This window comes from Nesterenkonia alkaliphila (assembly GCF_009758175.1).
In the GTDB taxonomy this organism is placed as follows: domain Bacteria; phylum Actinomycetota; class Actinomycetes; order Actinomycetales; family Micrococcaceae; genus Nesterenkonia; species Nesterenkonia alkaliphila.
In genome coordinates this window covers 15,042-37,540 of record NZ_WRPM01000063.1, presented here as the reverse complement: position 1 = coordinate 37,540, position 22,499 = coordinate 15,042, and the positions used below count along the sequence as shown (strand labels likewise).

The following is a 22,499-nucleotide window of genomic DNA, read 5'->3' as shown; positions in this document are numbered from 1 at the left end:
CCGCGCTCACAGACCCTCAACTGACGCTGATCAGGGCTTTGGCACCTAAATGGATACCCCTTAAAGATTAACCGGCCAATAGCCCAAAAGAACCCCAATTAGCCGGATAAGCCGACGGCACCGACCTGCCCCATCGAACCGATGAGGTGATGACGGTCCAGAGCGTGCACGAACTTCCGCGACCGGAACTGGCCGTATTCAACTGGTCGTCGCAGCACCTACCCGATGGAGGTGTTCGATGGGCACTAGTCCGAGGCAGAAGAAGATCAGGGAAGAGCGAGGGCTCATGTTCTCGCCAGGACGCCCCAGCATCGCGTGGCGTCAGGACATAGTCCGCTTCTGGGAAGCTATCGCGGCCGGCGCGAAGACTCGAGAAGCCGCGGTCGCCGCTGGGATTTCAGAGCCTGTAGCTCACCGCTGGTTCAAGCATGCTGGTGGAGTGAATCCACGACTGGCACCCACCACCTCCGGACGATACCTCTCCTCAGCTGAGCGGGAGGACATCGCCTTATGGCGCGCCCAGGAAGTCGGAGTCCGTGAGATCGCAAAGCGACTGGGCCGCAGCCCGTCGACCATTTCTCGGGAATTGCGCCGTAACGCCTCCACTTGCACCTACCGCCTGGAGTACAAAGCATCAACAGCGCAGTGGCACACCGAACGCCGAGCCAAGCGACCCAAGACCGCGAAGCTGGTCACCCACCACCAGTTACGCCAGTACGTCCAAGACAAGCTCAGCGGTGAAATCGTCACCGCCGAAGGTGAGATCGTCGGCCCCACCGGGCCGATCTGGGATGGAAAGAACAAACCTCACCGCGGGGACCGGGAGTGGGTCACCGGCTGGAGCCCTCAGCAGATCGCTCGGCGCCTGCCCTTGGACTTCCCTGAGAATGAGTCGATGCGGATCTCCCATGAGGCGATCTACCAGGCGCTCTACGTTGAGGGCCGTGGCGGGCTTGAGCGCAAGCAGTCCTGGCACCTGCGCCGAGGCCGGGCCAAACGGACGCCGAGAGCGAGAACCCGCCAACAAGCCTGGGCGCACGTGACTGCGGAGACGGTGCTTGAGAAGCGTCCCACGGAGGTCGAGGACCGCAAGATCGCCGGGCACTGGGAAGGTGACCTGATCATCGGGTTGAAGCGTTCGGCCGTGGCCACGTTGATCGAGCGCACCACCCGCTACGCGATGCTGGTCCACCTGCCCCGCCAGGCCGGGTACGGGCAAATTCGACCAACGAAGAACGGCCCGGCACTGGCGGGGTATGGGGCGTTGACCATGAAAGACGCTCTGGCGAAGTCGATCACCCATCTGCCTGATCAGCTGCGCCGTTCTTTGACCTGGGACCGCGGCAAAGAGCTCTCGGCACATGCGCTGCTGACAAAGGAGACTGGGCTGCCGGTGTACTTCGCTGACGCGAAGAGTCCCTGGCAGCGTGGCTCCAACGAGCACCTCAATGGTCTGCTTCGGCAATACTTCCCGAAAGGCACTGACCTCTCCAGGTGGAACGCCACCGAGATCGCAGCTATCGCCACCGCCATGAACAACCGGTCACGCGGGATCTTGGGGTGGCGCACTCCCGCCGAGGCGTTCGCCGATCAACTACGCTCAGTCCAACAACACACTGTTGCGACGACCCGTTGAATACGGCTTGAGATCCTGCATCGCTGTGACAGCGCAGCTGTTCATGCTTCGGTCATGACTCCATGATCCTTTCCAAGCAATGGAGTCTCCAAGAAACCCAGGGCGCTTCAGCCCCGACTTGTATACCCCCGAGGGTATATGTCAGACTTGCATACATACCCCCCGGGGTATCCATCGACTGTCAGGAAGGGGAGCGATCTCATGCTTCTAGAACGCATCTACGACGAGGACCTTGCCCAGGCCAGCTACTTCATCGGCTGCCAGGCCACCGGTGAAGCCATGGTCATCGACGCCCGCCGCGACGTCGGCGAATACTTCGATCTCGCCGCGAACCATGGCATGCGCATCACTAAGGTCGCCGAGACCCATATCCACGCCGACTACCTCTCCGGCACCCGTGAGCTCGCGGCCGCGGCAGGTGCCGAAGCGTTCGTCTCCGGCGAGGGGGGCGAGGACTGGCAGTACGGCTTCGATGCCACCCGGCTGAAGCACGGTGACGTGATCACCCTGGGCAACATCCGCGTGGAGGCCCGTCACACCCCCGGCCACACCCCCGAGCATCTGGTGTTCCTGGTGACCGACGGCGCCTTCAGCGATGACCCCGGCTATATGATCTCCGGAGACTTCGTCTTCGCCGGAGATCTCGGCCGCCCGGACCTGCTCGATGAGGCTGCCGGGGGAGAGGACACCCGCTTCGAAGGTGCCAAGCAGCTCTATGCCAGCCTGAAGAACGAGTTCCTCACCCTGCCCGACCACATCTTGGTCTATCCCGGCCACGGCGCAGGCAGCGCCTGCGGCAAGGCCCTGGGCGCACTGCCGGCCACCACGGTCGGCTACGAGCGGGCCAACGCCTGGTGGTCCAAGCACCTTGCCGCCGATGACGAGCAGGGCTTCATCGACGAGCTCCTCGATGGTCAGCCTGACGCTCACGCCTACTTCGGGCGGATGAAGCGCGAGAACAAAGAAGGCCCCGCCGTGCTGGGTCCGCTGTCTCCACTGAAGGCGTTCACCTCAGACCAGGTGCGTAGCGCCCTGGAGGAGGACCGGGCGATCTTCGTGGACACCCGCACCAACGACGAGGTCAAGAAGGGCACCGTCCTCGGGGCACTGAATATCCCGGCCGGCGGCAAGTTCGCCAGCTTCGGCGCCTGGGCCTATGACCCCGAAACCGAGACCCGGCCGCTGATCCTCCTTGCTGAGGATCAGGACCAGGCTGAGACCATGCGCAATCACCTCATGCGGGTGGGCATCGACCGGGTGAAGGGTTATACGATCAGCCTCGCCGATCTGCCCAAGATTCAGCCGGCGACCATCACCCCGGCGGAGCTCGAGGACTTCGAGCCGGCGCTTCTGTTGGATGTGCGCAACAAGTCCGAGCACGCCGCCGGTCACATCCCGGGCTCCAAGCAGCTCAGCGCCGGACGGGTGCTCTGGCATCAGGACCAGCTGCCTAAGAGCGGTCCGATCGTGACCTACTGCCAGTCCGGGACTCGGAACTCGGTGGCGGCCAGCGCGCTGCGCCGGCAGGGCTACGACGTCCGGGAACTGGTCGGCAGCTACGCCGGCTGGTCGGAATACAAGCATTCCAACTAAGACACAACCCCATTCGTTTTCGAGAGGAACCTCCCGCCCTATGGCTACCACCACGAACCCTGTAAGCACTGGCACCACCACGTCGACGCCAACCTCCGCGGCCACCGCGCCCATAAGCCCGAGCGAGCTCGCCGAGAAGCTCCAGTCCGAGCAGGCTCCGCTGTTGGTGGACGTGCGCACACCCGCGGAGTATGAGTCGCTGCGGGTCCCCGGATCACACAACATCCCGTTGGACCTATTGCAGAAGAACAAGGAGGCCCTGGCCGAGCAGTTCAGCGGTGAGATCGTGCTGATCTGCCAGACCGGCAACCGCGCCAACCAGGCCCTGCAGCTGCTGCGTGCTGCAGGTGTTGACACCGCTCGGGTGCTCGAGGGCGGCGTCGTCGCGATGGAGGCACAGCACAGCCAGCACACCCACCGGGGTCAGCAGCGTTGGGCCATGGACCGCCAGGTCCGGATGGTCGCCGGTTCCCTGGTGCTCACCGGGTTCTTGGGCAGCAAGCTGATCTCACCGAAGGTCGGTTACCTGGCCGGCGCGATCGGTGCCGGGCTGACCTTCTCCGCGCTCACTGATTCCTGCGCGATGGCTGCGGTGTTAAACAAGATGCCGTGGAACAAGGTCGAGGCTGATCCCACGGTGGAGAAGCTGCTGGCCGAGATCCCACGCTCCACCGCGATCCAGGCAGGCCAAACCCAAGCGTTGCGAGGATGAACGGGGGTCTGATTCTGGCGATGGTCCTCGCCGTCGGGATCGGGCTCTCCCTGGGCCTGCTCGGCGGCGGGGGCACCATCCTCGCCGTTCCGCTGCTGACCTACGTGGCAGGCTTCCCTGCGCATGAGGCCATTGCTGCGTCCATGTTCATCATCGGGGTGACCTCCGCAGTCAGTGTCCTGGCTCACGCCAGGCGTGGCAATGTGCAATGGCGGACCGGATTCATCTTCGGGGCGGCGGCGATGGTCGGGGCCTTCGGCGGTGGACTTCTGGGGAGTCAGCTGCCCAGTGTGGTGCTGATGGTGGCCTTCGGCGCCATGATGGTCGCCACCGCGTTGGCGATGATCATGGACCGCAAAGTCACCCAGACTGGTGAGGAGCGGAAGAAGCTGCCCCTGGGCAAGATCCTCGCCGAAGGACTGGTGGTCGGTCTGGTGACCGGCATGGTCGGCGCCGGCGGTGGATTCCTGGTGGTCCCGGCGCTGGTGCTGCTGGGTGGGCTGTCTATGCCCGCTGCAGTGGCTACCTCCTTGCTGATCATCTCGATGAAGTCCTTCACCGGCCTGGCCGGGTACCTGACCTCGGTGAGCATCGACTGGGTACCGGTGCTGATGATCACCGCGATCACGGTGATCGGGGCACTTATCGGGACTGTGCTGGGCAAGCATGTCCCAGATAAGGCGCTGAAGAAGACCTTTGGGTACCTGGTGCTGGTTATGGGCGTGGTGGTGTTCCTGCAAGAACTGCCGCTGGCCTACGGGGTGGCGGCAGCGGTGGCCATTGTGGCGCTGCTGGGGATCCTGTTGTACCGCCGACGCGGACAATTGTTGACATCATAGAGACAACCAGAGAGACACCAGGCAGCGCGAGAAACAGGAGAGAATCATGAGAGAAGCGGATCCAGAGACCCAGCGCAAGATCGTGAACCGTCTGAAGCGAGCTCGCGGCCAGCTGGACTCGGTGATCAACGCGGTGGAGAACGGCGGAAGCTGCCGCGACGTGGTTACCCAGCTTTCGGCCGTGTCCACGGCATTGGACCGGGCCGGGTTCGCCGTGGTGTCCTCAGCGATGCAGTTCTGCGTCACTGAACCAGAACGGGCCGCGGACACCGAGGATGGACTCACGGTGGAAGAGCTGGAGAAGCTGTTCCTGTCCCTGGCCTGAAAGGGGAACAGGCCGCCAGATGGGTCCGGGTTGATCTCTGACGTGGAGAGGCCGACCAGCCCTAGTCCGTCATAGAGATTCAGGCGTGATGGGGTCGGCGCTGGCCAGTGAGGTTAAGGCTGCACGCAATCGAGCGTCGGCGACTTCGCGCACCTGGGGAGCGTCGCTGAGCTGTACCAGGGTCTGAGGATCGACCGCATAGATGATGCTCTGGTCGCCTTCGATGCCGCGACGGACCATGACATTGCACGGCAACAATGCGCCGAGTTGAGGCTCGGCGGCGAGGGCCTTACTGGTTAGTCCTTGGTTACAGGCCTCCAAGATAACAGTAGTCACCGAGGGCCTCGGCGGATTCCGCGCCTAACTTCTTCTCAAAGGTGGCCTTGACATCAATCTCGCTGAGGATGCCGAAGCTCTGTTCTGCCAAGGCCTCGCGTGTACGTTCTACGGCTTCGGCGTAGGGCAACCGGATAGTGAGGGTGCGGGTAATAAGACATGATCGTCTCCTCCTCGGGGCGGAAGAGAACCACAGGCGGGCACCACCCTCGCACGGAGTGCTGAAAGAGAAACGACAGAACGGTGCCTGGCAGCAGCAGCCATTTTCTGTTGACGGTTACCCCGAGCACCTTTCCCAGGAATGCCAGGGACGACGCGTTGAGTTCAAGGACGCGCTCGAAGTCCCACTCGCGCTCTAGCTGTCGGATGCGTCCGGAGATCTCCGAGGCAGGTTTTCCCGCGTAAAGCTGAAGGCGCTCGATGATCTCCTGGTCTAGATGTACTGACCGGGGACGTTGGTTGAGCCAGTGTGATTCGCTGATCTGAAGCCTGGCGCATGGAGAGCCTCCTGCGGTGGAGTGGAACTGCCTAGGTATCCGCTCACGCACAGGAGGCTCCCATGTCCCACGCTAACGCTGCTCTGACTCGGCGTCACCGCCTGAAGGTCGCGCAGCTCGTCGTTGATCAAGGCGTTCCGGTCTCCGAAGTCGCAGCCCGGTTCCAATGCGCCTGGCCCACCGTGAAGCGCTGGGCGACCTGGTACGCAGCCGGGGAACTGATGACCGATCGTTCCAGTCGTCCTCACCGGATGCCAGCGAAGACCTCGCCGGCGGTGACGAAGCGGATCGTGTCCCTGCGGCTTCGTAAACGCCTCGGCCAGGTCCAGATTGCCGCTGCGACCGGGGTCGCGCCCTCGGTCACGTCGCGACCCTGCTAGCTGTAGGATCCCGCGGATCTTGTCACACAGGCGATCTGCTGACATGGGGAATGACCTCTCGGTGAGACGCGGTCTGTCTCACTAACTTGTCGTAATCCTCAGACTCGCCCGGAGGGACACCCCGGCCGCCCAGGGTTGAGGGCACAGCAGTGTCTCTATTTCCTCGAGAGCCCCTACGCGCGAGATCACTCCGGCGAGGCTGCTGGGACCTTCTCGTGGCGGAACCACTTTTCTGCAATGGCCACTTCTGGGTCGATCCCGAGCTGCTTCGCGTAGACCAGGCACATTCCGAGGACGTCTCCGAGCTCGTTGGCCACGAGTTGCTGCTGTTCTTCTGTGCTCAGGCCACGATTTCTGCTCTGACCGGTCGCGGTGAGGTGGGCTTGGGCGAGTTCACCGACCTCTTCTGTGAGTTTGAGGAGAGCCCAGTCGGCAGAACGGTTGATCCCGTACACCTCGGCGTACTGGATAGACAGGTTCTCGATTCGGAGGGCGATGTCGTTGAGGTGCATCTGGACGATGCTACGCACCCAGACCGGACGCGAGCTCCGCCTGGTCCGCCGTGAAGGTGCAACAGCGGGATCCGGTCACGAGATTGAGGTTTCTCCCAGTAGACGCACTGACCGTCGCCCGTCGGCGACCGGGCGTCATCTGGAGCTGAAGTAGATCTCTATCACCGGTAGCGGGGCACGGGGGTTTAGCTCGCAGCTGTCGTGATCTGCGCGGCGATATGGGTAGCAGATAGGGCGCCCCTGCGGGCATTCTCTTCGGGCGGGGTAAACGGGCATCCCAGCGATGACAAGGGCGCAAGGCCTCGGCGAAGCCGATCGCGCACGATGACCGACCCCCTTACGGGCATGCGATCTGGGCTGACGCCTGTGACCGAGTGTTCAGTGCGCGCTGTATAGTTCAGTTCATGCTGACTATTGCTTCGCGTCTCGACGTGATGAACCGCCTGGGTCGTGCACTGGCCGACCCCACTCGATCCCGGATCATCTTGACCCTGCTCGACCATCCCGCTTACCCGGCGGAACTGGCCCGAGATCTGGACCTGACACGCCCGAACGTGTCCAACCACCTGGCATGCCTGCGCGATTGCGGGATCGTCGTCTCCGAGCCCGAGGGTCGTCGGACACGATATGAGATCGCCGATTCGCACCTGGCGCAGGCGCTGACGGCACTGGTCGATGCCACCCTGGCAGTGGACGAAGACGCCCCGTGCATCGATCCCGCCTGCTCGCTTCCCGGATGCGACGCAGCTGGGGAGGGCGCATGATCCTCACCTCGGTCTTGCAGGCGATGGGCCTGTTCGCAGCGACCAACATCGACGACATCATCGTGCTCTCCCTCTTCTTCGCGCGAGGGGCAGGCCAGCGCGGCACTACCGCCCGCATTCTGGCCGGCCAGTACCTCGGATTCGCCGGCATCCTCGGTGCCGCGGTCCTGGTGACCATCGGTGCCGGAGCATTCCTGCCCTCGGCAGCCATCCCGTACTTCGGTCTCATCCCTCTGGGCCTCGGCCTCTGGGCCGCATGGCAGGCCTGGCGCGGAGACGATGACGACGATGACGACGAGGCCAAGGTTGCCGACAAGAAGGTCGGCGTATGGACAGTCGCAGGCGTCACCCTTGCCAACGGCGGCGACAACATCGGCGTCTACACCCCTGTCTTCCTCAGCGTGGAACCTCTCGCAGTAGTCGCCTACTGCATCGTCTTCCTCGCGCTCGTCGCGGTCCTGGTGGCCCTGGCAAAGTTCGTCGCCACCCGCCCCCCGATCGCCGAAGTGCTCGAACGCTGGGAGCACATCCTCTTCCCCATCGTTCTCATCGGCCTCGGCATCGCGATCCTCGTCAGCGGCGGAGCCTTCGGACTCTGACGTAGCGGCAGCGATCCAAACGGCCCCGACCGGGCGCACCCATCTCGGTTCAGACCGCGACACCTACCTGCAGCCAGTCCTGCGTGATCGCGGCAACAAGACCGCCACGGAGCGCTGCAAAAACCCCGCCACCAAGCGAACGAAGCCACACCATGGGTTCAGGGTGTTTCCAATGTTCTGAGACAGAACATTTGTGGACCTAACGGGAGCACTATCGAAACTTGCCCCGCCTCTGGTTCACATAGCCATGATGCACTGGCAGATCAGACAGAGGACCAAGAGTTTCGCTCGCCGTGAGCCGCCCCTCATCCGGCAGCAGACACGGGTCAGCGAGGCGGTCCTGCTTGCAGCTGAGGTTCGCTACGAGGCCGGAGCGACGCTCGGCGAGATTGCCGCTGACCTTGACGTCAGCCGGCAACGACTAGCGGCCCTGCTTCGTGCCCGCGGCGTGCGGTTGCGGCGCGCGACACCGTCCGCCTGCGACGTAGACGAGATGGTGCGCCGGTACGCGGCGGGCGAGTCGCTCGAACGTGTTGGCACCAATCTCGGGTTCTCCGCAGGTACCGTTCGTCGCTACCTCCTCGGCCGAGGAGTCGCCACGCGCGACGCCCATGGTCGTCCACGCTAGTGCGGTCGGTGTCCAGCCCGTGACAAGGTTCTGTCCGGGTGGCACTTGCATCGCAGGCACGACCGTAGGGCCGCGACACGTTGTGCCCCGACTCCGATCTCGGCATCGATGCCGACGCATCTCGATACCCTAAGAGCACGGTCGCCTCGGCCGTGCGCAACGACGGGTAGGAGCGACCGATGAGACTGACGACCTTGTACATCCGGTTCTTCCGGTCGTTCAACTTCGACTACCTCCGAAAGAGCCGGGAGGATGACACCGCGCGTCCTGATCCGTGGGACCAGCTTGGTGCGGAAGAGCTGTTTTTTCCTTTCGTGCGAGTCCCGCTGGAACCCGAAGTAACGACGGTGGTGGGCGCGAATGAAGCGGGAAAGAGCCAGCTACTCAGTGCCATCGAGGCCCTTCTCACGGGCGAAGGTTACGTCAAACGCGACTTCTGCCGGTACTCCACGGAGTTCAACGAAGACAACGCACCCGAGCTGCCAGAATTCGGAGGAGAGTTCGCAGACTTGACGCCAGAGCAAGCCGAGGTCATCCTCGGCCTGCAGGAGTGGGAAGCTACAGAAGTCGATTCCTTCCACCTGTTCCGTTTCCATGACCGCATCGTCATCTATCTCGGCGACGAACTGGTCGAGCTGGATGAGGTTCCGGACGCGCTGGAACTGCCAAAGTCCTTCAGGATCGACGCTCGGATACCTCTACCTGACAGCGTCGAGATCGCGTATCTGGCGGGGGACCACTCGAGGACGAACCGAACCAGGCAAGGTTGGCTCTCGCGGATGCTGTTCGTTCGCGACAACCCCGAGGCGCTTGAAGAAACACCGGGCAGTGGAACCCGCCCCGCCTATGACGGCAAAGATGGCACGCCTGACCAAGATCTAATCGACCAGTGGGACTTGGCTCGTCGGTTGTTGATCGACGTTGCCGGCATCACACCATCCGAGTTTGCCGAGTTGAAGAACGCCGTACACACGTCTGAGGGCTATGCCGAGGCGCTCGTTGACAAGATGAACCGCAAGCTTGCGGACTCTCTTAACTTCAGACGGTGGTGGACTCAAGACAGAGATTTTGCCTTGCGACTCCGACTGCGCGATTTCGACCTTGTTTTCACGATCCGCGACCGCACAGGCAGTGACTATACGTTCAAGGAGCGAAGCCAGGGCCTCAAGTACTTCCTCAGCTACTTCGTGCAGTACCTATCGCACACGGCGGATGATGGCGAGATCCTCCTCATGGATGAGCCCGATGCCTTCTTGTCAAACTCCGGACAGCAGGATCTACTGCGGATCTTCCGGGCATTCGCGCATCCCGAGGACGATCGGACAACGCCCGTGCAAGTCGTGTACGTAACGCACTCGCCGTTTCTGATCGATAAGAACCATGCCGAACGAATCCGGGTTCTGGAGAAGGGCGACGGCGAGGAAGGGACTCGCGTAGTTAACAACGCGGGACGCAATCACTATGAGCCGCTTCGTTCGTCCCTTGGCGGTTTCGTCGCCGAGACGACCTTCATCAGTTCCTGCAATCTCATGCTTGAAGGCCAGGCCGACCCGATACTTCTCGCGGGTGCCAGCGCCATCGCCCGCAAGGTCTCTCCCGATGGCGACGCGCTCGACCTGAACACCCTCACCCTGGTGCCCTGCGGCGGCGCGGGCAACGTCTCATACATGGTCCACCTCGCTCGCGGCCGCGACGAAGATAAGCCGGCGGTGCTCGTCCTTGTTGACAACGACACGGACGGCCTGAAGGCCATCGAAGATGTTAGAGCCATGAAGGGACTCCTGCCGGAGTCTCTGATGTTCACGGTCGCTGCCACGATAGACGGGGAGGACCGTGAAGGCATCGTGGAGTTGGAGGATCTTGTTCCGATTTCACTTGCGAACGAGGCCATCAAGAAGCTCGCTCAAACGGTCCTTCCCCGTGACCAAGCGGAAGCCTTCCTGGCGAATTGGTCCGACGTGAAGACAGTCAAGGGTGAGAAGACCTTCAAGCTACTACAGAAGGCGGCAGTCGAAGCCAGCCAGAAGGGTGATCTCAAACGGCCGCTAGAGGTCGAAAAGGTACCCTTCGCGAGGTCAGTGATCGACCTCGCCCTTGACAGCAAAGCCACGCTCAAGGCTCAGCGGGAGCTGTACGAGAACTTCCGACCTACCCTCGCCCTGATCGAATCCAAGCAACGCGAGGCAATGCGTAACCATGCCCACGCCAAGATCTCCACCATCATCAAGCGTCTTCGTAAGAACTTCATTGCGGACCACCCGAACAACATCCGCAAGAACGAGGTAACCGCACTGCTGGAGAACCTGACCGCTCAGCTTCCACGGGATGCGGCTGAAGCAGACAAGGTTCTCGATGACATTCGCAAGATTCAGCGGGACTTCAGACTTGCTGATGAGCCGCGTTCGACACTCCCCGATCCTCAGGCTCTCCGGGATCGCCTCTACGCCCTGAGCTATGGCGTCACCAATGCCGTCCAGTCGAGTTAGCCGCCCTCTGGGCTCGGTCTCAGGACAGTGAAGCAATCACTGCGGCAGGATGGGCACGCGAGTTTCAACCTGTGTCCTAACCTGGCTGTACACGTCGACATTGAGGGCGGGAGCAACCCACAGTGAGAGAGCGACGGCGAAGTCGACACGTTCACCGAGCAGCCCACCTGCCTGCTCGTAGCACTTGACACGGACGGCCATACTCGAACCCTGCCCAGAGGCAAAGGCCTTCTCCATCTCCCAAGACTGGTGTTGAACAGAAGATGCGCCTCGCGTCGTCACGTCCGACGCCAGACCACTCGGCGTCCCCAACGCTGGAATCGATCCCGCCGGTTTGACGAACGACAGCGCGGCCTTGCGGTATTGCCGGTGCCGCCAGTTCACTGGCGTGAGCCACGCAAGGGTCGCATCGATGCGCTTCGTCTCGCGAACGCTCAATCCGTCTGGCAACGGAAAGAGGAGTTCTTGTTCCTCAGCAGCTCCGATGGTCCCAAGGAAGATGACTACGGCCTCGTTGGTGGCGCAGCCGTCGGCGTAGTCGCGAACAGCAGCTCCATTGCCGAGAGCGATCTCTGCTGGTATCGGGTGGTGGGCCAGATCCTGCGGCCAGGCCGATCCATGAACCAGGAGCGCCTTGATCGCCGAGGCTCGCTGCCTGCGGGTAATGGGAACGCCCGCGGTGATCTCGTCGATCACGTCATGAAGGCGTGCGGCCCGCTTCGAGACCAACGCGGCGGCAGGGCTCGTTCCAGCGATGTGTGTCTCGCGGAACTGGGTGGGTGTCGCGACTCGAATGCCAGGTCCGAGTGCAGAGACGCCCGTGAAGGCGACGGATTCCTGAGCAGTGAAGCCGTCGCGGAAGAACACGCGACCGCCGTTGGCAGCGAGGTCTGGCTTGATGCTCCTGCGATACCCGCTCCCAGTAGGCGAGACGGGGCTGATAGATAGCAGGCCGTCGGTGGGATCGACGGCGTAGCCCTGCGGCGCGGCGGACGAGGCATCGTCATGAATCGCACCGACACTGAGAGCGTTGACGGACTCTGCTGGCGCCAGGAGCCTGCGCTCGTTCTGTTGTCGGTGTAGCGCGTCAAGTATGGCTTGGCGTCGGTCAGCGCCACTTAATGCGGCGACTTCGCTCGATGTTGTCGGGCTCAGTGTGAGATTCGGATGGTTTCCCGCTGACACGATCACGACCACGCCGTACTCGTAGCTCAGCCAGTCGATCATCCGCGACCACGAGGACAAGATCGTGTCGAAAGGCGATGCCGGGTCACCTATCGAGATATTGACAATGGCGATGCTCTCACCCGCCGCGGGCTGAGTGTCAGTACCTTCGAACAACTCGCGGAAGGTGCGCCACATCAGATCGGGAACCAACTCGGTCGGCGGTAGTTCCTCGGATCGGTTGAGCGTGTCATCGGCGGGGGTCAGGACCGGACGGACAAGTACAGGGCGTCTGGCCGGCAGCTCGTTTGCTCCGCGGTCCCCCCACACCGCTACCGAGGTCATCCATGTCCCGTGCCTGAGTTCGTCGACAGTGGCTCTGCCAAGCAGGTCGTCGGGGTCATGGACGATGACTCGGTCGCGGAGCAGGGGGTGGTTTGCTGCCGGGGCGCCGTCCAGAAGGCAGAGGACCGGATCGCCTGTTGACCTCTCACCATCGGTCTGACCCTGCACGTCGGTCGGCGGGCCGACAACCGGTAGGGCTTGTCCGGCCACGCGCAAATACATCACGTTAGTCGATCTGACGACGCGTACGGCGTCATGATTGCCCGAAGCGAGGTCGCGGAGCATCTGAGTTGGGACGGTGCACTTGAGACCGTGGTAGCCGATCTGGTCGATGATTGCGGTCGTTGTGACTTGACCACCCGCTTGCTCGATGAGGGCGGTAACCTGACGCTGGCTCTCTTCGCGTGTTCGGGAGCTGCGTCGATACCACAGTTCAATCTCAATGTTGTGTGGTCGGTCGTCAATGCGCCCGGCGAAGTACTCGTCCCAGTCGATCGTTCTGAGCCGATCTTGCGGCCCCCACGGCCGTATGTCTTTCAGATGCGCGAAGAGGTCGCGCAGCGGCGAGTAGCCCCGAGGAAGCTGCTCAGTCTCCCTCCAGGCACGCCATAAAGAAAGCAAATTGTTGAATGCTTGCTGATTCGTGCAGACGGCGTGGAGACATGAGGAGATGTACGGATTCCGCGGTTGCTGACTGACGAGTTGGAAATCATCGTCGGGTGATATCGCATTCTCAGCCTCAACGAGGATCTCAATGCCGACCTTCTCGGCTACGGCACTTAGGTCAAGCTGCTCGTCAAGCGCTTCGAAAACCAAGACCAGCTGAGGATCGGCCGCGTGGATCGACTCGGATATCTGAATCTGGTCGCCGAGGGCGGCACTCGCTTCATCGAAGCGTAGGTCGATACGCCGGGACCGCGCCTCGGGGTCTGCGAAACGAGCACGCCCTCCGCCACCTCTGGGCGGTCGAATTGGTCGCGGTGCGGCGATCCTTCCCAGAATGACAGGCCTCGACGTCGAAGCCCCGTCGTCCGGTGGCATTAGCTCTCGCTGACGCTAGCGCGGCTGGCCCACTGTTTGAGCAACTGCTGAACGACAGCCACGGAGTCTGGCTCCGGCCCCGAAAGTATGGAACGTCGCTGCACATCGAGCGCAAACTCTTCGAGCTCGGCGAAGCTGACCCGCCCGAGGCGATCTGCAACAGTCCTCGGCGTGAGTCCAAGGCTCACTCCCGTACGTGCAGTCCACGCCTGCAACCACTCGATTTTTCCGGCTCTCGTGGGATACGGAAGGTCGAGTCGAAGTTGCATGCGCCGCCACACGGCGCGATCGAGCAGTTCTGCGTGATTGGTGGCGGCGATGACGATGACGTGACTCGGCAGTCGGTCGACCTGGAGCAACAGCGAGCTTACGACTCGCTTGATCTCTCCCGTCTCGTGCGTATCACCGCGCTCTTTTGCAACGACGTCGAACTCGTCGAAGAAGAGGACGCATGGTCGAACTCGAACTGCATCGAAAAGTGCTTCCATTCTTGAAGCAGTTTCTCCGAGGAAGCTGCCGATCAGGCCCTCATAACGCACGCTAAGCAAGGGCACCGCCAGCTCGGTCGCGACCGCCTCTGCCAACGACGTCTTGCCGCCGCCGGGTGGCCCAACAAAGAGCAGGCGATGGCGAGGTTCCACTCCGTGGCTTCGTAGAAGATCGCGTCGGTGATGCTCTTCGACGAGCTGGCTGACGGCCTGGCGGGCTTCGACCGGTAGGACCAGGTCGGATAGTCGCCGTTGCGGCTCTTGCTCATGGAAAAGGCCTCGCGTGGCCTCGTTCCGAGCAAGCGCCGTCACGCTGCTAGTTGCCCCCGAACGCTTCCGTCGCAATGCGTCGGTAAGTTGCGAGGCAAGCACGTTGTGCTTCTTATTCTCTTCCTCGGCGATCAACGCTTCGGCTGCACGGCGGAAGGCAAGGTCGTCGCCACCTGCGCCGGACTGCACGAGAGCCAAGAGCAGGTCTCCTCGTGCCATGCTCCACGCTCCTCGTCCTCAGATGGTCATCGTTGTTCTATCGTACCGATCGCGGGCTCAGCCTGGTCGTGAGCCGCGCCGCTGCCGCCCCCTTCTTCAGAGTCAAACGGTCCTCAATACATCTGGGCGGACCCGGCGCATCGAGAACCTCCGTGCAGCTTCGGCGCTCCCGGATCCCGTCGGCCGTGCGGGCTCCTCGATCTCGTGCCTGGTCCAGGGTCGCACGGCACACCGACGGGGCGGGACAAGTCGGGCACTTCCGGTCCTCATGACAGCGCGATATCCTGTCGGCAGGCGGCCTCTACCTGCTACGCCACCACCGGATGTGGTGACCGACCGGACGGCCTCGGCTGGACAGTCCTTCGATTCCTTGTCGCCGGAGACTCGGAGAGGACTGTCGCCATGTTCCGCTTGATCTGGACCGTCAGCGTCCGCACCCGCTACTTCCTACGCCGATACATGCCTACCAACATCGTCCTGGACGCGATTCGCACCCGGCGCGGGCTGCGTTGGGGCATCCCAGCGATGCTTCTGGCGCTCCCCTACCTGTACGGCGCGAGCGTCGTCACCACGCTCATCGCCGGCGGTGCGCCGGGTTGGCTGCACCTGGTTGTTCTGCTCATGGTGTGGAACTCGATGAAGTTCATCATCATGGGACCAGTCAGTCTGTTCCTCCTCGTCCGCGCGAGGGCTTCGGAGTCCCGGGGTCGCCTTGTTGAGCACCGCGCGGCCACAGCTGGCGCCCGTCCCTACCAGAGCGTGTGACGCTTCGGGGTGTCACGCGACCGCTCGGCGCGGCTCACGGCTGAGCTTGCGGTACCGGCCAGGGCTCACGCCTACGCACTGGCGGAAGAGACGAGCTGCGTGGTTGCGACTCGACCATCCGACCTCACGGGCGGCCTGCTCGACGGTCGCCTCGGTTTCCCGGAGCAGTCGCGCCATCTCCTCGGCTCGAAGCAGCGTTAGGTAGGCCAGCGGTGTCTTGCCGTAGGCATCAACGAACACTCGGCTCAGCTGCGCCGGTGACAAGTGCACGGCGTCGGCGAGACGATCGAGCGTCCACCGCTCGGCGGGCGCGTCACGCAGCAGTGCAACAGCTCGACGCACTTCGGCACGCAGCGGCGCGAAGCGCCGGTGGCGAGGCATGCCCGGTCGTATGGACTTCCGTTGAGTCGGCGACCGGCGCACGGCGGTGGTCTTCACATAGGGCGTGATCACGTCCAGGACCGCGAACAGGAGCGCTTGCATCCGGTAGAACTTCTCCGGTGATGGCCCGTCGAGGCTGAGCCCCACCAACTCATCCAGCCAGGGAAGCAGCATCCCGGCGCGGTCCTCGCCAAGACTGAGAATCTGGGCTGGCTCAGAGTACAGCTCGTCGACGAACTCCTGCGCGTCCCAGCGATCGGTGAGAAGCGCGGCGTGCTGCCAGAACACCTGGTCGATGATGTAGTCGCGGTCCAGGTACAGAGTGGTGACGGTGATCGAGTCTTCAGGTTCGCTGCCGCACAGCGTATTCGCGGCCAGTGCGATCACATCGCCCACCTTGACCGGCTTCTCACCGAACTCGCTGATCAGGATCGCTGAACCGTGCCGGACGAAGATGAGCTTCACGCAGTCGTAGGCGACGGGTGCGACCGGCCGATGAACCGAACGCGTGCGAGCGAGGATCGGGGCGAATGACACACACCTATCGCCGACCGCGGTTTCCTTGAGCGTCTCTGCTATCGGCCGTTGGCGCGGAGGATCGCCACCGCCGAGACGGTTGCGTAACCGCGCCATTCGAGGGCTGCGGCCTCGGAGTAGCTGGTGAAGTCCACGACCCACCCACCATCGCTCTGCTGCCCGTTCTCCAGACGATCCAGGTCAGCGACGACTGCGGCCTCGTCGACAAGGCTACGGACCGGACGCCCCGGCTCAGGCGCGAAGTCGAGGAGACGGAGCGTCTCACCTGCGGCACCTCCTTCGACCGGAATCGCACCATCAGCAGGCACGTACGTGCCGAGACGCTGGAGGCGTTCGTGGGCCTCTGGATGGTTGTCAGCGGCCGCATCGAGGAACTGAAGGGCGAACGACAGAACGTAGGCGAAAGGCTTCTCGTCCATCTGGTCGATCGCATCGAAGCAGTAACGGGTGACCCGTGCCAGCCAGGGATGCTCGCTCGCTTTCTGATCGTCGCGGGCCAGGCGATGAGCCTGGGCGGCGACTCCGGCCGTGATCTGCAGCGACGACTCTTCTGGGTCGGACTCGACCCAGAAGGGAGCGCAGGCCACGGGGTTGGCGATCGGCAGCGCGAACGGGAGACCGCCGTCGGGAAGAGTCACCGAGTAGAGCCAGTCGAACAGTTGGGTCGTCGCCGGTGTCGCTTCCGCACCGGCGTCACCGATCGCCTCCAGCGCGTGAAGTGCGCCGGCTGGTTGGCTCTCAGGAGCTCGCAGGTCGGGCTCGATGCCCCAGCCATAACCGCCGTCACCGTTGCGGTAACCGTCGACCGCGGCAAGCACCGCCGCCCGAGCCGTCGGGCTTGCCCCGCCGTTGAGCAGGGCCAAGCGTCGTCGATCCAGTACGCGTCCGTGGGCTGCCAGGAACGTTGCCGCTCGCCCGATATCGATACTCATGCTTCCCACGCTGTCACGGATGACGCGCTGTGGTCTTGGATGAATCGGCCAGCCCTGGAGATGCTGCTGCCGGACAGAGTGACCGCTTGCGGGGGCCTTTATGCGGCGAGCGCGCCGGGAGTGGTTCCGGCTAGACGTTGGGCGTCGCGGTTCAGGTGGGATTGATCGACATATCCGGCCATTGTGGCGGCCTCGGCGAGCGGGGTGCCGGATCGGGCCAGGTGGAGGGCGTACTGGAAGCGGTGGATCGCGGTGAGTGTCTTCGGGCCGTACCCGAACAGCTTGTCGGTGACGCGACGCAGGGTGCGTTCCGAGAGGCCGTGACGGTCTGCCATGTCCGTCACGCTGAGGCCCGCCCTTGCGGTCTTGTCCAACGATTCGGCGAGTCGAAGCGCAGACGCTTCGGGCGCGGCCTTCTCCCAGCGCGTGACGAAGAGGCGCTCCAGGGCCGCCGCGGGATCAGCGTGGGCGGTCTCTGTCACCATGTTCGGCACCGTCATCAGCTCACTCAGATCGAATCTCTGATCGGTCAGCTCGCGTGCGGGGATGCCCAGCAGAACATGCGCGGCGCCCGGTGGCAGCCTCAGCCCCCACGTCACCCCGCCGGTCTCGGACGACGAGATCATGGCGGTGGTGTCCGCGCCCGCGAACAAGAAGTGACCCTCGGACCACATGAGGTCCATGACTCCATCAGGCAAGATGCGTAGGTCGCCGGGCTCGGCCTCGACTCGCCACAGCAACGTCCCGGTGCGGGGGCCACGCCGAGCTGTATAGCTGCCCATTGTCCGCACCTCCCCGAGTAGACAAGATTCTACCCGGGGCCATAGTCAGGAGTCGGTCCCAGTGGAGTTTGCGAGAACCGGCATCGGGCCACTGCGGACGATGCGGAACCGCGGGGTGCTGTCGTTGACTCGGGTCGCGGCGTCCGAGTCGTAGAGGGCAAGGGAACCGTCGGGGGTGACGACGTGCTGTCCGTAGCGTGCGCCGACGGCGATGAGGATGGTGCCCTCGATGTCGTTCGCTGGCCAGCGGACGGGGTTGAGGTGTCCGATCACGTCGAGGAAGCCTCCTTCGGCGACTTTCGGGATCGCGCGGATGTAGCCGGAGGCATAGCAGGCCCCACCGGATTCGATGCTGAGGCGCTGGCTGATGATCCCGGAGACGATGAGCCTGCCGCCGGTGCGAACGTGGACGCCGCAGTGTGCCGCTCCCAGGAGCCGGGTGGGTCCGCTGACGCGCAGGAGCGTCCGTTGGTCGTCGTAGAAGACCAACTCATCGCCGGTGTCGCGGACGCGCTCCGTCATGCTTCTCCACGGTAGCCCGTCGGAGCGTTCACAGGCGGCGTCCCTGGTCAACTCTCTGCGCGTCCCTGCGCGGGGTGGGCTGGGCGGAACGCTCCCCGGCCGACTGACCGCGGCGTAGCGCGGCAGAAGCGGCCCGGTACTCGGCCGACTGATGCGCTTTGGTGATGTCCCTTGGGTCGCCCAGCGGCGCCGCCCCGGTGATGTCGTAGCGGTGCCGATACAGGGCGATGGTCGTGGCTGCGGTGAGCCAAGCCGTGCGAGCGCGCCGGTTCGCGCCGGGACGACCGATGCGCGCGGTCCAGTCCTCCCCCGCATTGATGGCACGGTGGAGGGCCCGTTGCGCGGCGTCCTCGATGAGGGCGGCTCGTTCGCTGAGTGCGGCCTGCACGTCGTTCGGGATCGGTTCGACGGGCGTCGCGATGAGCCCAGCTACCCGTCGCGCCCGTGTGCTCCGACCTTCCGGCAAGCGCGTCGTGGCCTGGTCGATACTCGTGGCGAGTTGGGCCGCGGGGTCGGTTTGATCCTCTCCAGGAGTGAGGGACGGGGCCAGGGCGGTCAGGATCGCTGTGACGTCGTGGCCTGCTGCTTCGTGCCGGGCGATCGCGCCTTCAAGGTGGTCGTAGTAGGGACTAGTGAACACGTCATCGGCTACGCCCTCGGGAAACGGTGCGACATCGAGCAGTGCCACCCACCGGTCAATTTGGGCTTCACGGGCCAGGACGTCGTACTCGTCCAACAGCGTCGACAGCGAGGCATGCCGGTCGACCTCGAGCGTGAGCGTCTCGGTCGCCGACAGCCCGGCGTCGCTGCGCGCGAGCACCCGCGCTAGTTGCTCGACCACGGTCTTGGCCCCGGGCTGGTCCAGGTGGGGTTCAACCTCGTGCGGGTCGGGCTGGACAACGTAGGCGTGATTGCTCTCGCGTCCTCGGGTGAGAGCGACGTAGAGCAGCTCCCGTGACGCCTTCTCAGGGTCGACCAGCACGTGGGCGATGTCCACGGTCGAGCCCTGCGCGCGATGGACCGTGGAGGCATACCCGAGTTCCAGGTCTTTACGGACATACGCCGCGGGCAGGACAAGAGCCTTGCCGTGAGGCACGTCGCCCTTGCCGAGCCGACGCACCGCGAGGGAGCCGTCGTCGTAGCGATGGGTGATCTGCCAACGGTCACCGTTCTTCACCCACGACCGCCCGGTGCTCAGGCGGCGGTCGTTGCGGCGGGTGACGACGAGATCCCCAACACCAGCGGCCGTCCCATCGTGCAGCCGCACACCGTCGGCCTCGACAACGTCGGCCCTGATCAAGTCGGCGCGGGCGCGTTGGTTCAGCTCGGCCACCGTGTCGCCGTTGCCGGCGATCATCAATGTCGAGTGGCCAGCGGACCGGTCTGCCCGCCAAGCGTCGTAGACGGCATCGAGCATCGCGTCGAGTTCACCGTCGTGAAGTCGCCCGCGCGCATCGTAGGTCGCCAGGATGCCCGCGTTCCCGTGGCGTAGACCAAGGCTGGCGCTCTTCTCCCACTCGTTCGCGAAGCGGCGCACGTCGGTCAGCTCGGGCACCTTGTGGCGGTGACGCACGAGCATCCCGAACGCTCCCCCGGTCTCGATCGCCGAGAGCTGCGCCCAGTCACCGATGAGCACGACCTTGGCGCCGACCTGAGCGGCGTGTGTGGTGATGCGATCCAGGGCGAGGGTCCCGGCGAGAGAGGCTTCATCGACGAGCACGAGCTGCCCGGGCCGGAGGTTCCACCGGTCGCGGTGGTGTTCGTAGAGGAACTTCGCCGTGTTCTCGGCCCGGACGCCGAGGGAGTCCCCGAGGACTTCGGCGGCGGCCGCGGACGGGGCCAGACCGATCACGGAGTCCTTGCCGTTCGCGGCCGTCCATGCCCGATGCAGGGCGCGCAGCGCCGTAGTCTTCCCGGCACCGGCAGGCCCGACCAGCAGATCGAGGGTGAGTCCGGAGCGTGCGATGGCGGTGATCGCCGCCGCTTGATCCGCCGCGAGCTGGACGCCCTTGATCTTGCGTGAGGTGTGCCTGGCGACGAGCCGCGCGGACAGCTGCGGCGCGTCCTCGCTCTGAGAGTGATGAAGGAGCCGAGTTTCGGCGTCCAGGATGTCCTGGCTTGAGTACGCCACCTGATCGGCGGGCTGGAAGCGAGTCGAGCCCTCCACGCTCCGGTAGTGGTCGGGCACCGCGCGGTCGTACTCGGGTGTGAGTCGCAGTGATGCTTCCTCGGCGCGGGTGACGATCTGGTCGAGTACCGCCGTGCGGTCGTCGGTGGTGGCGAACCGCACGCCCATGATCTGGCGCATCGCCTCGGCGTGGAGATTCCACCGTGTCCAGGTCGCCCGACGGTTGCCGACCTCGATCAGCACGACGGTCGCGATGTCCTGCACCTGTTCCAGGCCCACGTCGTCGGCGCGCAACCGCGCCTCCGCCGAGCCCTGCGCCAGGAGAACTCCTGCCCAGGTCGTCGCGTCCTCACCCAGCACGACAGTTGCGCGCTCGCGCCACTCGGCAGTCAGCTCAGCCAAGGAATGCGACTCCTTGTCCGGCCGCGTCTCCAAGGTCGCTTGCTGGCGCAGCCGCGCAATCGTCGCCGCCGAGGGCTGGCGTCCATGCTCGGTGACGTACTCGGCGATGAGCCGGTTCTTGACCTGCTCGATCCCCGCGGCCCCGTCGCCGGTGCCAGTGGTGCGGCGAGAGAACTCTGCGATCAGCGCAGCAGGCACGTCGGCGATCTCCCAGCCGGTATTGCGGTCCTTCCCGCGGTCCACCGGCTCCCAGGAGACACCGAGCAACCGGGCGGAGTGATCGGTGAGGAAGGCGTTGTACGACGCCGACATCGCGACCGTGGCGCGGTGCAGGGTGCGCGAGTCCAGGGTGCGCCAGCGGCCGTCTTCGCCTTGGACATTGTTCGAGACCACGACATGCGTGTGCAGCTGTGGGTCGGCGGCGCGGGAGTCGTAGTGGTCGAACGCGGTGGCGATCACCCCGGTGACGGGCATCCGCGCGATCCCACCGCGCCCGACCCTGGTGGCCGCGACCCGCTCCTCCAGGAGCGCGATGGTGTCGCGCAGCGCAGCGTGATGGGCCTGCGCGATCAGCGATTGCGTCCCGGCGTCGGCGACACCCCACACCGCGCTGAGCGACTTCGGCGGCGAGAACGTCAGATCGAAGCCTGCAACCGCAGTGCGCGACTTCTTCGCAACCTCTTCCTCACGGATGTGCTCGATGGCTTCCTGCCGTTGCGCACCCGTCAGCGACGCATCCAGCCGCGCAACCCTCGCCGCAATTCGCTCGCGCGGGGGTCGCAACCGCGGATACGACGACCCGAGCTTCTTCCCGGTCATCGGATGCACGCCTTCGCCGAGCAGCCTGGCGAGGTGCTTTTCGGTCACAGTGTCGCCTTCCGCCGGGGCCGGACCCTGGCCGGTGTCGAGACTGGATAGGCCGGTGCCGAGCCACGTTCCTGGAGGACAGCCAGACTCGGTGTAGTAGCGGGTCAGAGGCGTGCCCATGTCCCGCTCGCCGTCGCCCGCGGCGACCGACTTCAACAGGTATTCGTACCCGCGGCCCGACGACATCACGCGGATCGTCATCACCACGGCCGGCCCCTCCCGAGACGATCTCGGAAGGGGCCGCCTCAGCGGTCAGGTGCGCCCGGCGCGCCCGCTCTGCACCCTTGGTGCCAACCGTGTGGAGGGAAATCTACGGGACTCTGATTAAGCCAGCTGAGCGGACCACCGT

Annotated in this window: 17 protein-coding genes and 2 pseudogenes; 10 read left to right on the top strand and 9 right to left on the bottom strand. The window is 64.2% G+C overall.

Annotation, left to right across the window (positions count from 1 at the left end; translation table 11 throughout):
• Positions 1-238: 238 nt before the first annotated feature.
• The 5 genes from GNZ21_RS08685 to GNZ21_RS08665 all read left to right on the top strand — a co-directional run bounded on the left by GNZ21_RS08685 (position 239) and on the right by GNZ21_RS08665 (position 5,105).
• Positions 239-1,636 (top strand): IS30 family transposase, encoded by a 1,398-nt coding sequence (locus GNZ21_RS08685; protein WP_188503499.1) that lies wholly within the window; start codon positions 239-241, stop codon positions 1,634-1,636.
• Between the two features lie 201 nt (positions 1,637-1,837).
• The gene (locus GNZ21_RS08680) at positions 1,838-3,229 is read left to right on the top strand and encodes an MBL fold metallo-hydrolase (protein WP_157323351.1); all 1,392 of its coding nucleotides are present in this window, start codon (positions 1,838-1,840) and stop codon (positions 3,227-3,229) included.
• A 40-nt stretch (positions 3,230-3,269) separates the two neighbouring features.
• Complete coding sequence (locus tag GNZ21_RS08675) at positions 3,270-3,941, top strand: rhodanese-like domain-containing protein (protein WP_157323349.1); 672 nt, start codon at positions 3,270-3,272, stop codon at positions 3,939-3,941.
• Positions 3,938-4,780 carry a sulfite exporter TauE/SafE family protein gene (locus GNZ21_RS08670; RefSeq protein WP_157323347.1) on the top strand — a complete coding sequence of 281 codons (843 nt, stop codon included), beginning with the start codon at positions 3,938-3,940 and terminating at the stop codon, positions 4,778-4,780. Before GNZ21_RS08675 ends, GNZ21_RS08670 begins: the two co-directional genes overlap by 4 nt.
• 46 nt (positions 4,781-4,826) lie before the next feature.
• Positions 4,827-5,105, top strand: a complete 279-nt coding sequence (locus tag GNZ21_RS08665) for a metal-sensitive transcriptional regulator (protein WP_044495162.1) — start codon at positions 4,827-4,829, stop codon at positions 5,103-5,105.
• Between the two features lie 69 nt (positions 5,106-5,174).
• Here GNZ21_RS08665 and GNZ21_RS08660 read toward each other — a convergent pair.
• A pseudogene (locus GNZ21_RS08660) lies at positions 5,175-5,595 on the bottom strand (DUF302 domain-containing protein).
• A gap of 405 nt (positions 5,596-6,000) precedes the next feature.
• Between GNZ21_RS08660 and GNZ21_RS08655 the strand changes: the two are divergent.
• Positions 6,001-6,309 (top strand): annotated as a pseudogene (locus tag GNZ21_RS08655) (helix-turn-helix domain-containing protein); the annotation flags it as partial.
• 194 nt (positions 6,310-6,503) lie between these two features.
• Here GNZ21_RS08655 and GNZ21_RS08650 read toward each other — a convergent pair.
• A complete protein-coding gene (locus GNZ21_RS08650) occupies positions 6,504-6,830 on the bottom strand; it encodes a MazG nucleotide pyrophosphohydrolase domain-containing protein (protein WP_157323345.1) in 327 nt (108 codons plus the stop codon).
• Between the two features lie 404 nt (positions 6,831-7,234).
• Here GNZ21_RS08650 and cmtR point away from each other — a divergent pair, with 404 nt between their 5' ends.
• The 3 genes from cmtR to GNZ21_RS08635 all read left to right on the top strand — a co-directional run bounded on the left by cmtR (position 7,235) and on the right by GNZ21_RS08635 (position 11,307).
• Entirely contained in the window at positions 7,235-7,594 is a 360-nt protein-coding gene (gene cmtR / locus GNZ21_RS08645) for a Cd(II)/Pb(II)-sensing metalloregulatory transcriptional regulator CmtR (protein ID WP_006590980.1), read from the top strand.
• Positions 7,591-8,193, top strand: a complete 603-nt coding sequence (locus tag GNZ21_RS08640) for a cadmium resistance transporter (RefSeq protein WP_157323343.1) — start codon at positions 7,591-7,593, stop codon at positions 8,191-8,193. The genes cmtR and GNZ21_RS08640 overlap by 4 nt, the downstream gene beginning before the upstream one ends.
• Positions 8,194-9,000: 807 nt before the next feature.
• The gene (locus tag GNZ21_RS08635) at positions 9,001-11,307 is read left to right on the top strand and encodes an AAA family ATPase (protein WP_157323341.1); all 2,307 of its coding nucleotides are present in this window, start codon (positions 9,001-9,003) and stop codon (positions 11,305-11,307) included.
• A gap of 36 nt (positions 11,308-11,343) precedes the next feature.
• Here the strand turns inward: GNZ21_RS08635 and GNZ21_RS08630 are convergent, their stop codons facing one another.
• Both GNZ21_RS08630 and GNZ21_RS08625 read right to left on the bottom strand, forming a co-directional pair.
• A complete protein-coding gene (locus tag GNZ21_RS08630; protein ID WP_198345998.1) occupies positions 11,344-13,632 on the bottom strand; it encodes a S8 family peptidase in 2,289 nt (762 codons plus the stop codon).
• 224 nt (positions 13,633-13,856) lie between these two features.
• Positions 13,857-14,834 carry an AAA family ATPase gene (locus GNZ21_RS08625; protein ID WP_157323337.1) on the bottom strand — a complete coding sequence of 326 codons (978 nt, stop codon included), beginning with the start codon at positions 14,832-14,834 and terminating at the stop codon, positions 13,857-13,859.
• Positions 14,835-15,236: 402 nt separating this feature from the next.
• On the opposite strand from GNZ21_RS08625, the gene GNZ21_RS08620 reads away from it, so the two are divergent.
• Complete coding sequence (locus tag GNZ21_RS08620; RefSeq protein WP_157323336.1) at positions 15,237-15,599, top strand: sulfate permease; 363 nt, start codon at positions 15,237-15,239, stop codon at positions 15,597-15,599.
• A gap of 12 nt (positions 15,600-15,611) precedes the next feature.
• Here the strand turns inward: GNZ21_RS08620 and GNZ21_RS08615 are convergent, their stop codons facing one another.
• The 5 genes from GNZ21_RS08615 to mobF all read right to left on the bottom strand — a co-directional run bounded on the left by GNZ21_RS08615 (position 15,612) and on the right by mobF (position 22,351).
• Positions 15,612-16,445, bottom strand: a complete 834-nt coding sequence (locus tag GNZ21_RS08615; RefSeq protein ID WP_229659399.1) for a helix-turn-helix domain-containing protein — start codon at positions 16,443-16,445, stop codon at positions 15,612-15,614.
• A 110-nt stretch (positions 16,446-16,555) separates the two neighbouring features.
• A complete protein-coding gene (locus GNZ21_RS08610; RefSeq protein ID WP_157323332.1) occupies positions 16,556-17,449 on the bottom strand; it encodes a hypothetical protein in 894 nt (297 codons plus the stop codon).
• Positions 17,450-17,547: 98 nt separating this feature from the next.
• A complete protein-coding gene (locus GNZ21_RS08605; protein ID WP_157323330.1) occupies positions 17,548-18,231 on the bottom strand; it encodes a helix-turn-helix domain-containing protein in 684 nt (227 codons plus the stop codon).
• A gap of 45 nt (positions 18,232-18,276) precedes the next feature.
• Complete coding sequence (locus GNZ21_RS08600; RefSeq protein ID WP_157323329.1) at positions 18,277-18,753, bottom strand: hypothetical protein; 477 nt, start codon at positions 18,751-18,753, stop codon at positions 18,277-18,279.
• 28 nt (positions 18,754-18,781) lie between these two features.
• Positions 18,782-22,351 (bottom strand): MobF family relaxase, encoded by a 3,570-nt coding sequence (mobF, locus tag GNZ21_RS08595; protein ID WP_229659412.1) that lies wholly within the window; start codon positions 22,349-22,351, stop codon positions 18,782-18,784.
• Between the last annotated feature and the right edge of the window lie 148 nt (positions 22,352-22,499).

What these genes read in the sequence shown, in the direction of transcription:
- GNZ21_RS08685 (WP_188503499.1), top strand. Translation starts at nt 239, where the DNA reads ATGGGCACTAGTCCGAGGCAGAAGAAGATCAGGGAAGAGCGAGGGCTC.
- GNZ21_RS08680 (WP_157323351.1), top strand. Translation starts at nt 1,838, where the DNA reads ATGCTTCTAGAACGCATCTACGACGAGGACCTTGCCCAGGCCAGCTAC.
- GNZ21_RS08675 (WP_157323349.1), top strand. Translation starts at nt 3,270, where the DNA reads ATGGCTACCACCACGAACCCTGTAAGCACTGGCACCACCACGTCGACG.
- GNZ21_RS08670 (WP_157323347.1), top strand. Translation starts at nt 3,938, where the DNA reads ATGAACGGGGGTCTGATTCTGGCGATGGTCCTCGCCGTCGGGATCGGG.
- GNZ21_RS08665 (WP_044495162.1), top strand. Translation starts at nt 4,827, where the DNA reads ATGAGAGAAGCGGATCCAGAGACCCAGCGCAAGATCGTGAACCGTCTG.
- GNZ21_RS08650 (WP_157323345.1), bottom strand. Translation starts at nt 6,830, where the DNA reads ATGCACCTCAACGACATCGCCCTCCGAATCGAGAACCTGTCTATCCAG.
- cmtR (WP_006590980.1), top strand. Translation starts at nt 7,235, where the DNA reads ATGCTGACTATTGCTTCGCGTCTCGACGTGATGAACCGCCTGGGTCGT.
- GNZ21_RS08640 (WP_157323343.1), top strand. Translation starts at nt 7,591, where the DNA reads ATGATCCTCACCTCGGTCTTGCAGGCGATGGGCCTGTTCGCAGCGACC.
- GNZ21_RS08635 (WP_157323341.1), top strand. Translation starts at nt 9,001, where the DNA reads ATGAGACTGACGACCTTGTACATCCGGTTCTTCCGGTCGTTCAACTTC.
- GNZ21_RS08625 (WP_157323337.1), bottom strand. Translation starts at nt 14,834, where the DNA reads ATGGCACGAGGAGACCTGCTCTTGGCTCTCGTGCAGTCCGGCGCAGGT.
- GNZ21_RS08620 (WP_157323336.1), top strand. Translation starts at nt 15,237, where the DNA reads ATGTTCCGCTTGATCTGGACCGTCAGCGTCCGCACCCGCTACTTCCTA.
- GNZ21_RS08610 (WP_157323332.1), bottom strand. Translation starts at nt 17,449, where the DNA reads ATGAGTATCGATATCGGGCGAGCGGCAACGTTCCTGGCAGCCCACGGA.
- GNZ21_RS08605 (WP_157323330.1), bottom strand. Translation starts at nt 18,231, where the DNA reads ATGGGCAGCTATACAGCTCGGCGTGGCCCCCGCACCGGGACGTTGCTG.
- GNZ21_RS08600 (WP_157323329.1), bottom strand. Translation starts at nt 18,753, where the DNA reads ATGACGGAGCGCGTCCGCGACACCGGCGATGAGTTGGTCTTCTACGAC.
- mobF (WP_229659412.1), bottom strand. Translation starts at nt 22,351, where the DNA reads ATGACGATCCGCGTGATGTCGTCGGGCCGCGGGTACGAATACCTGTTG.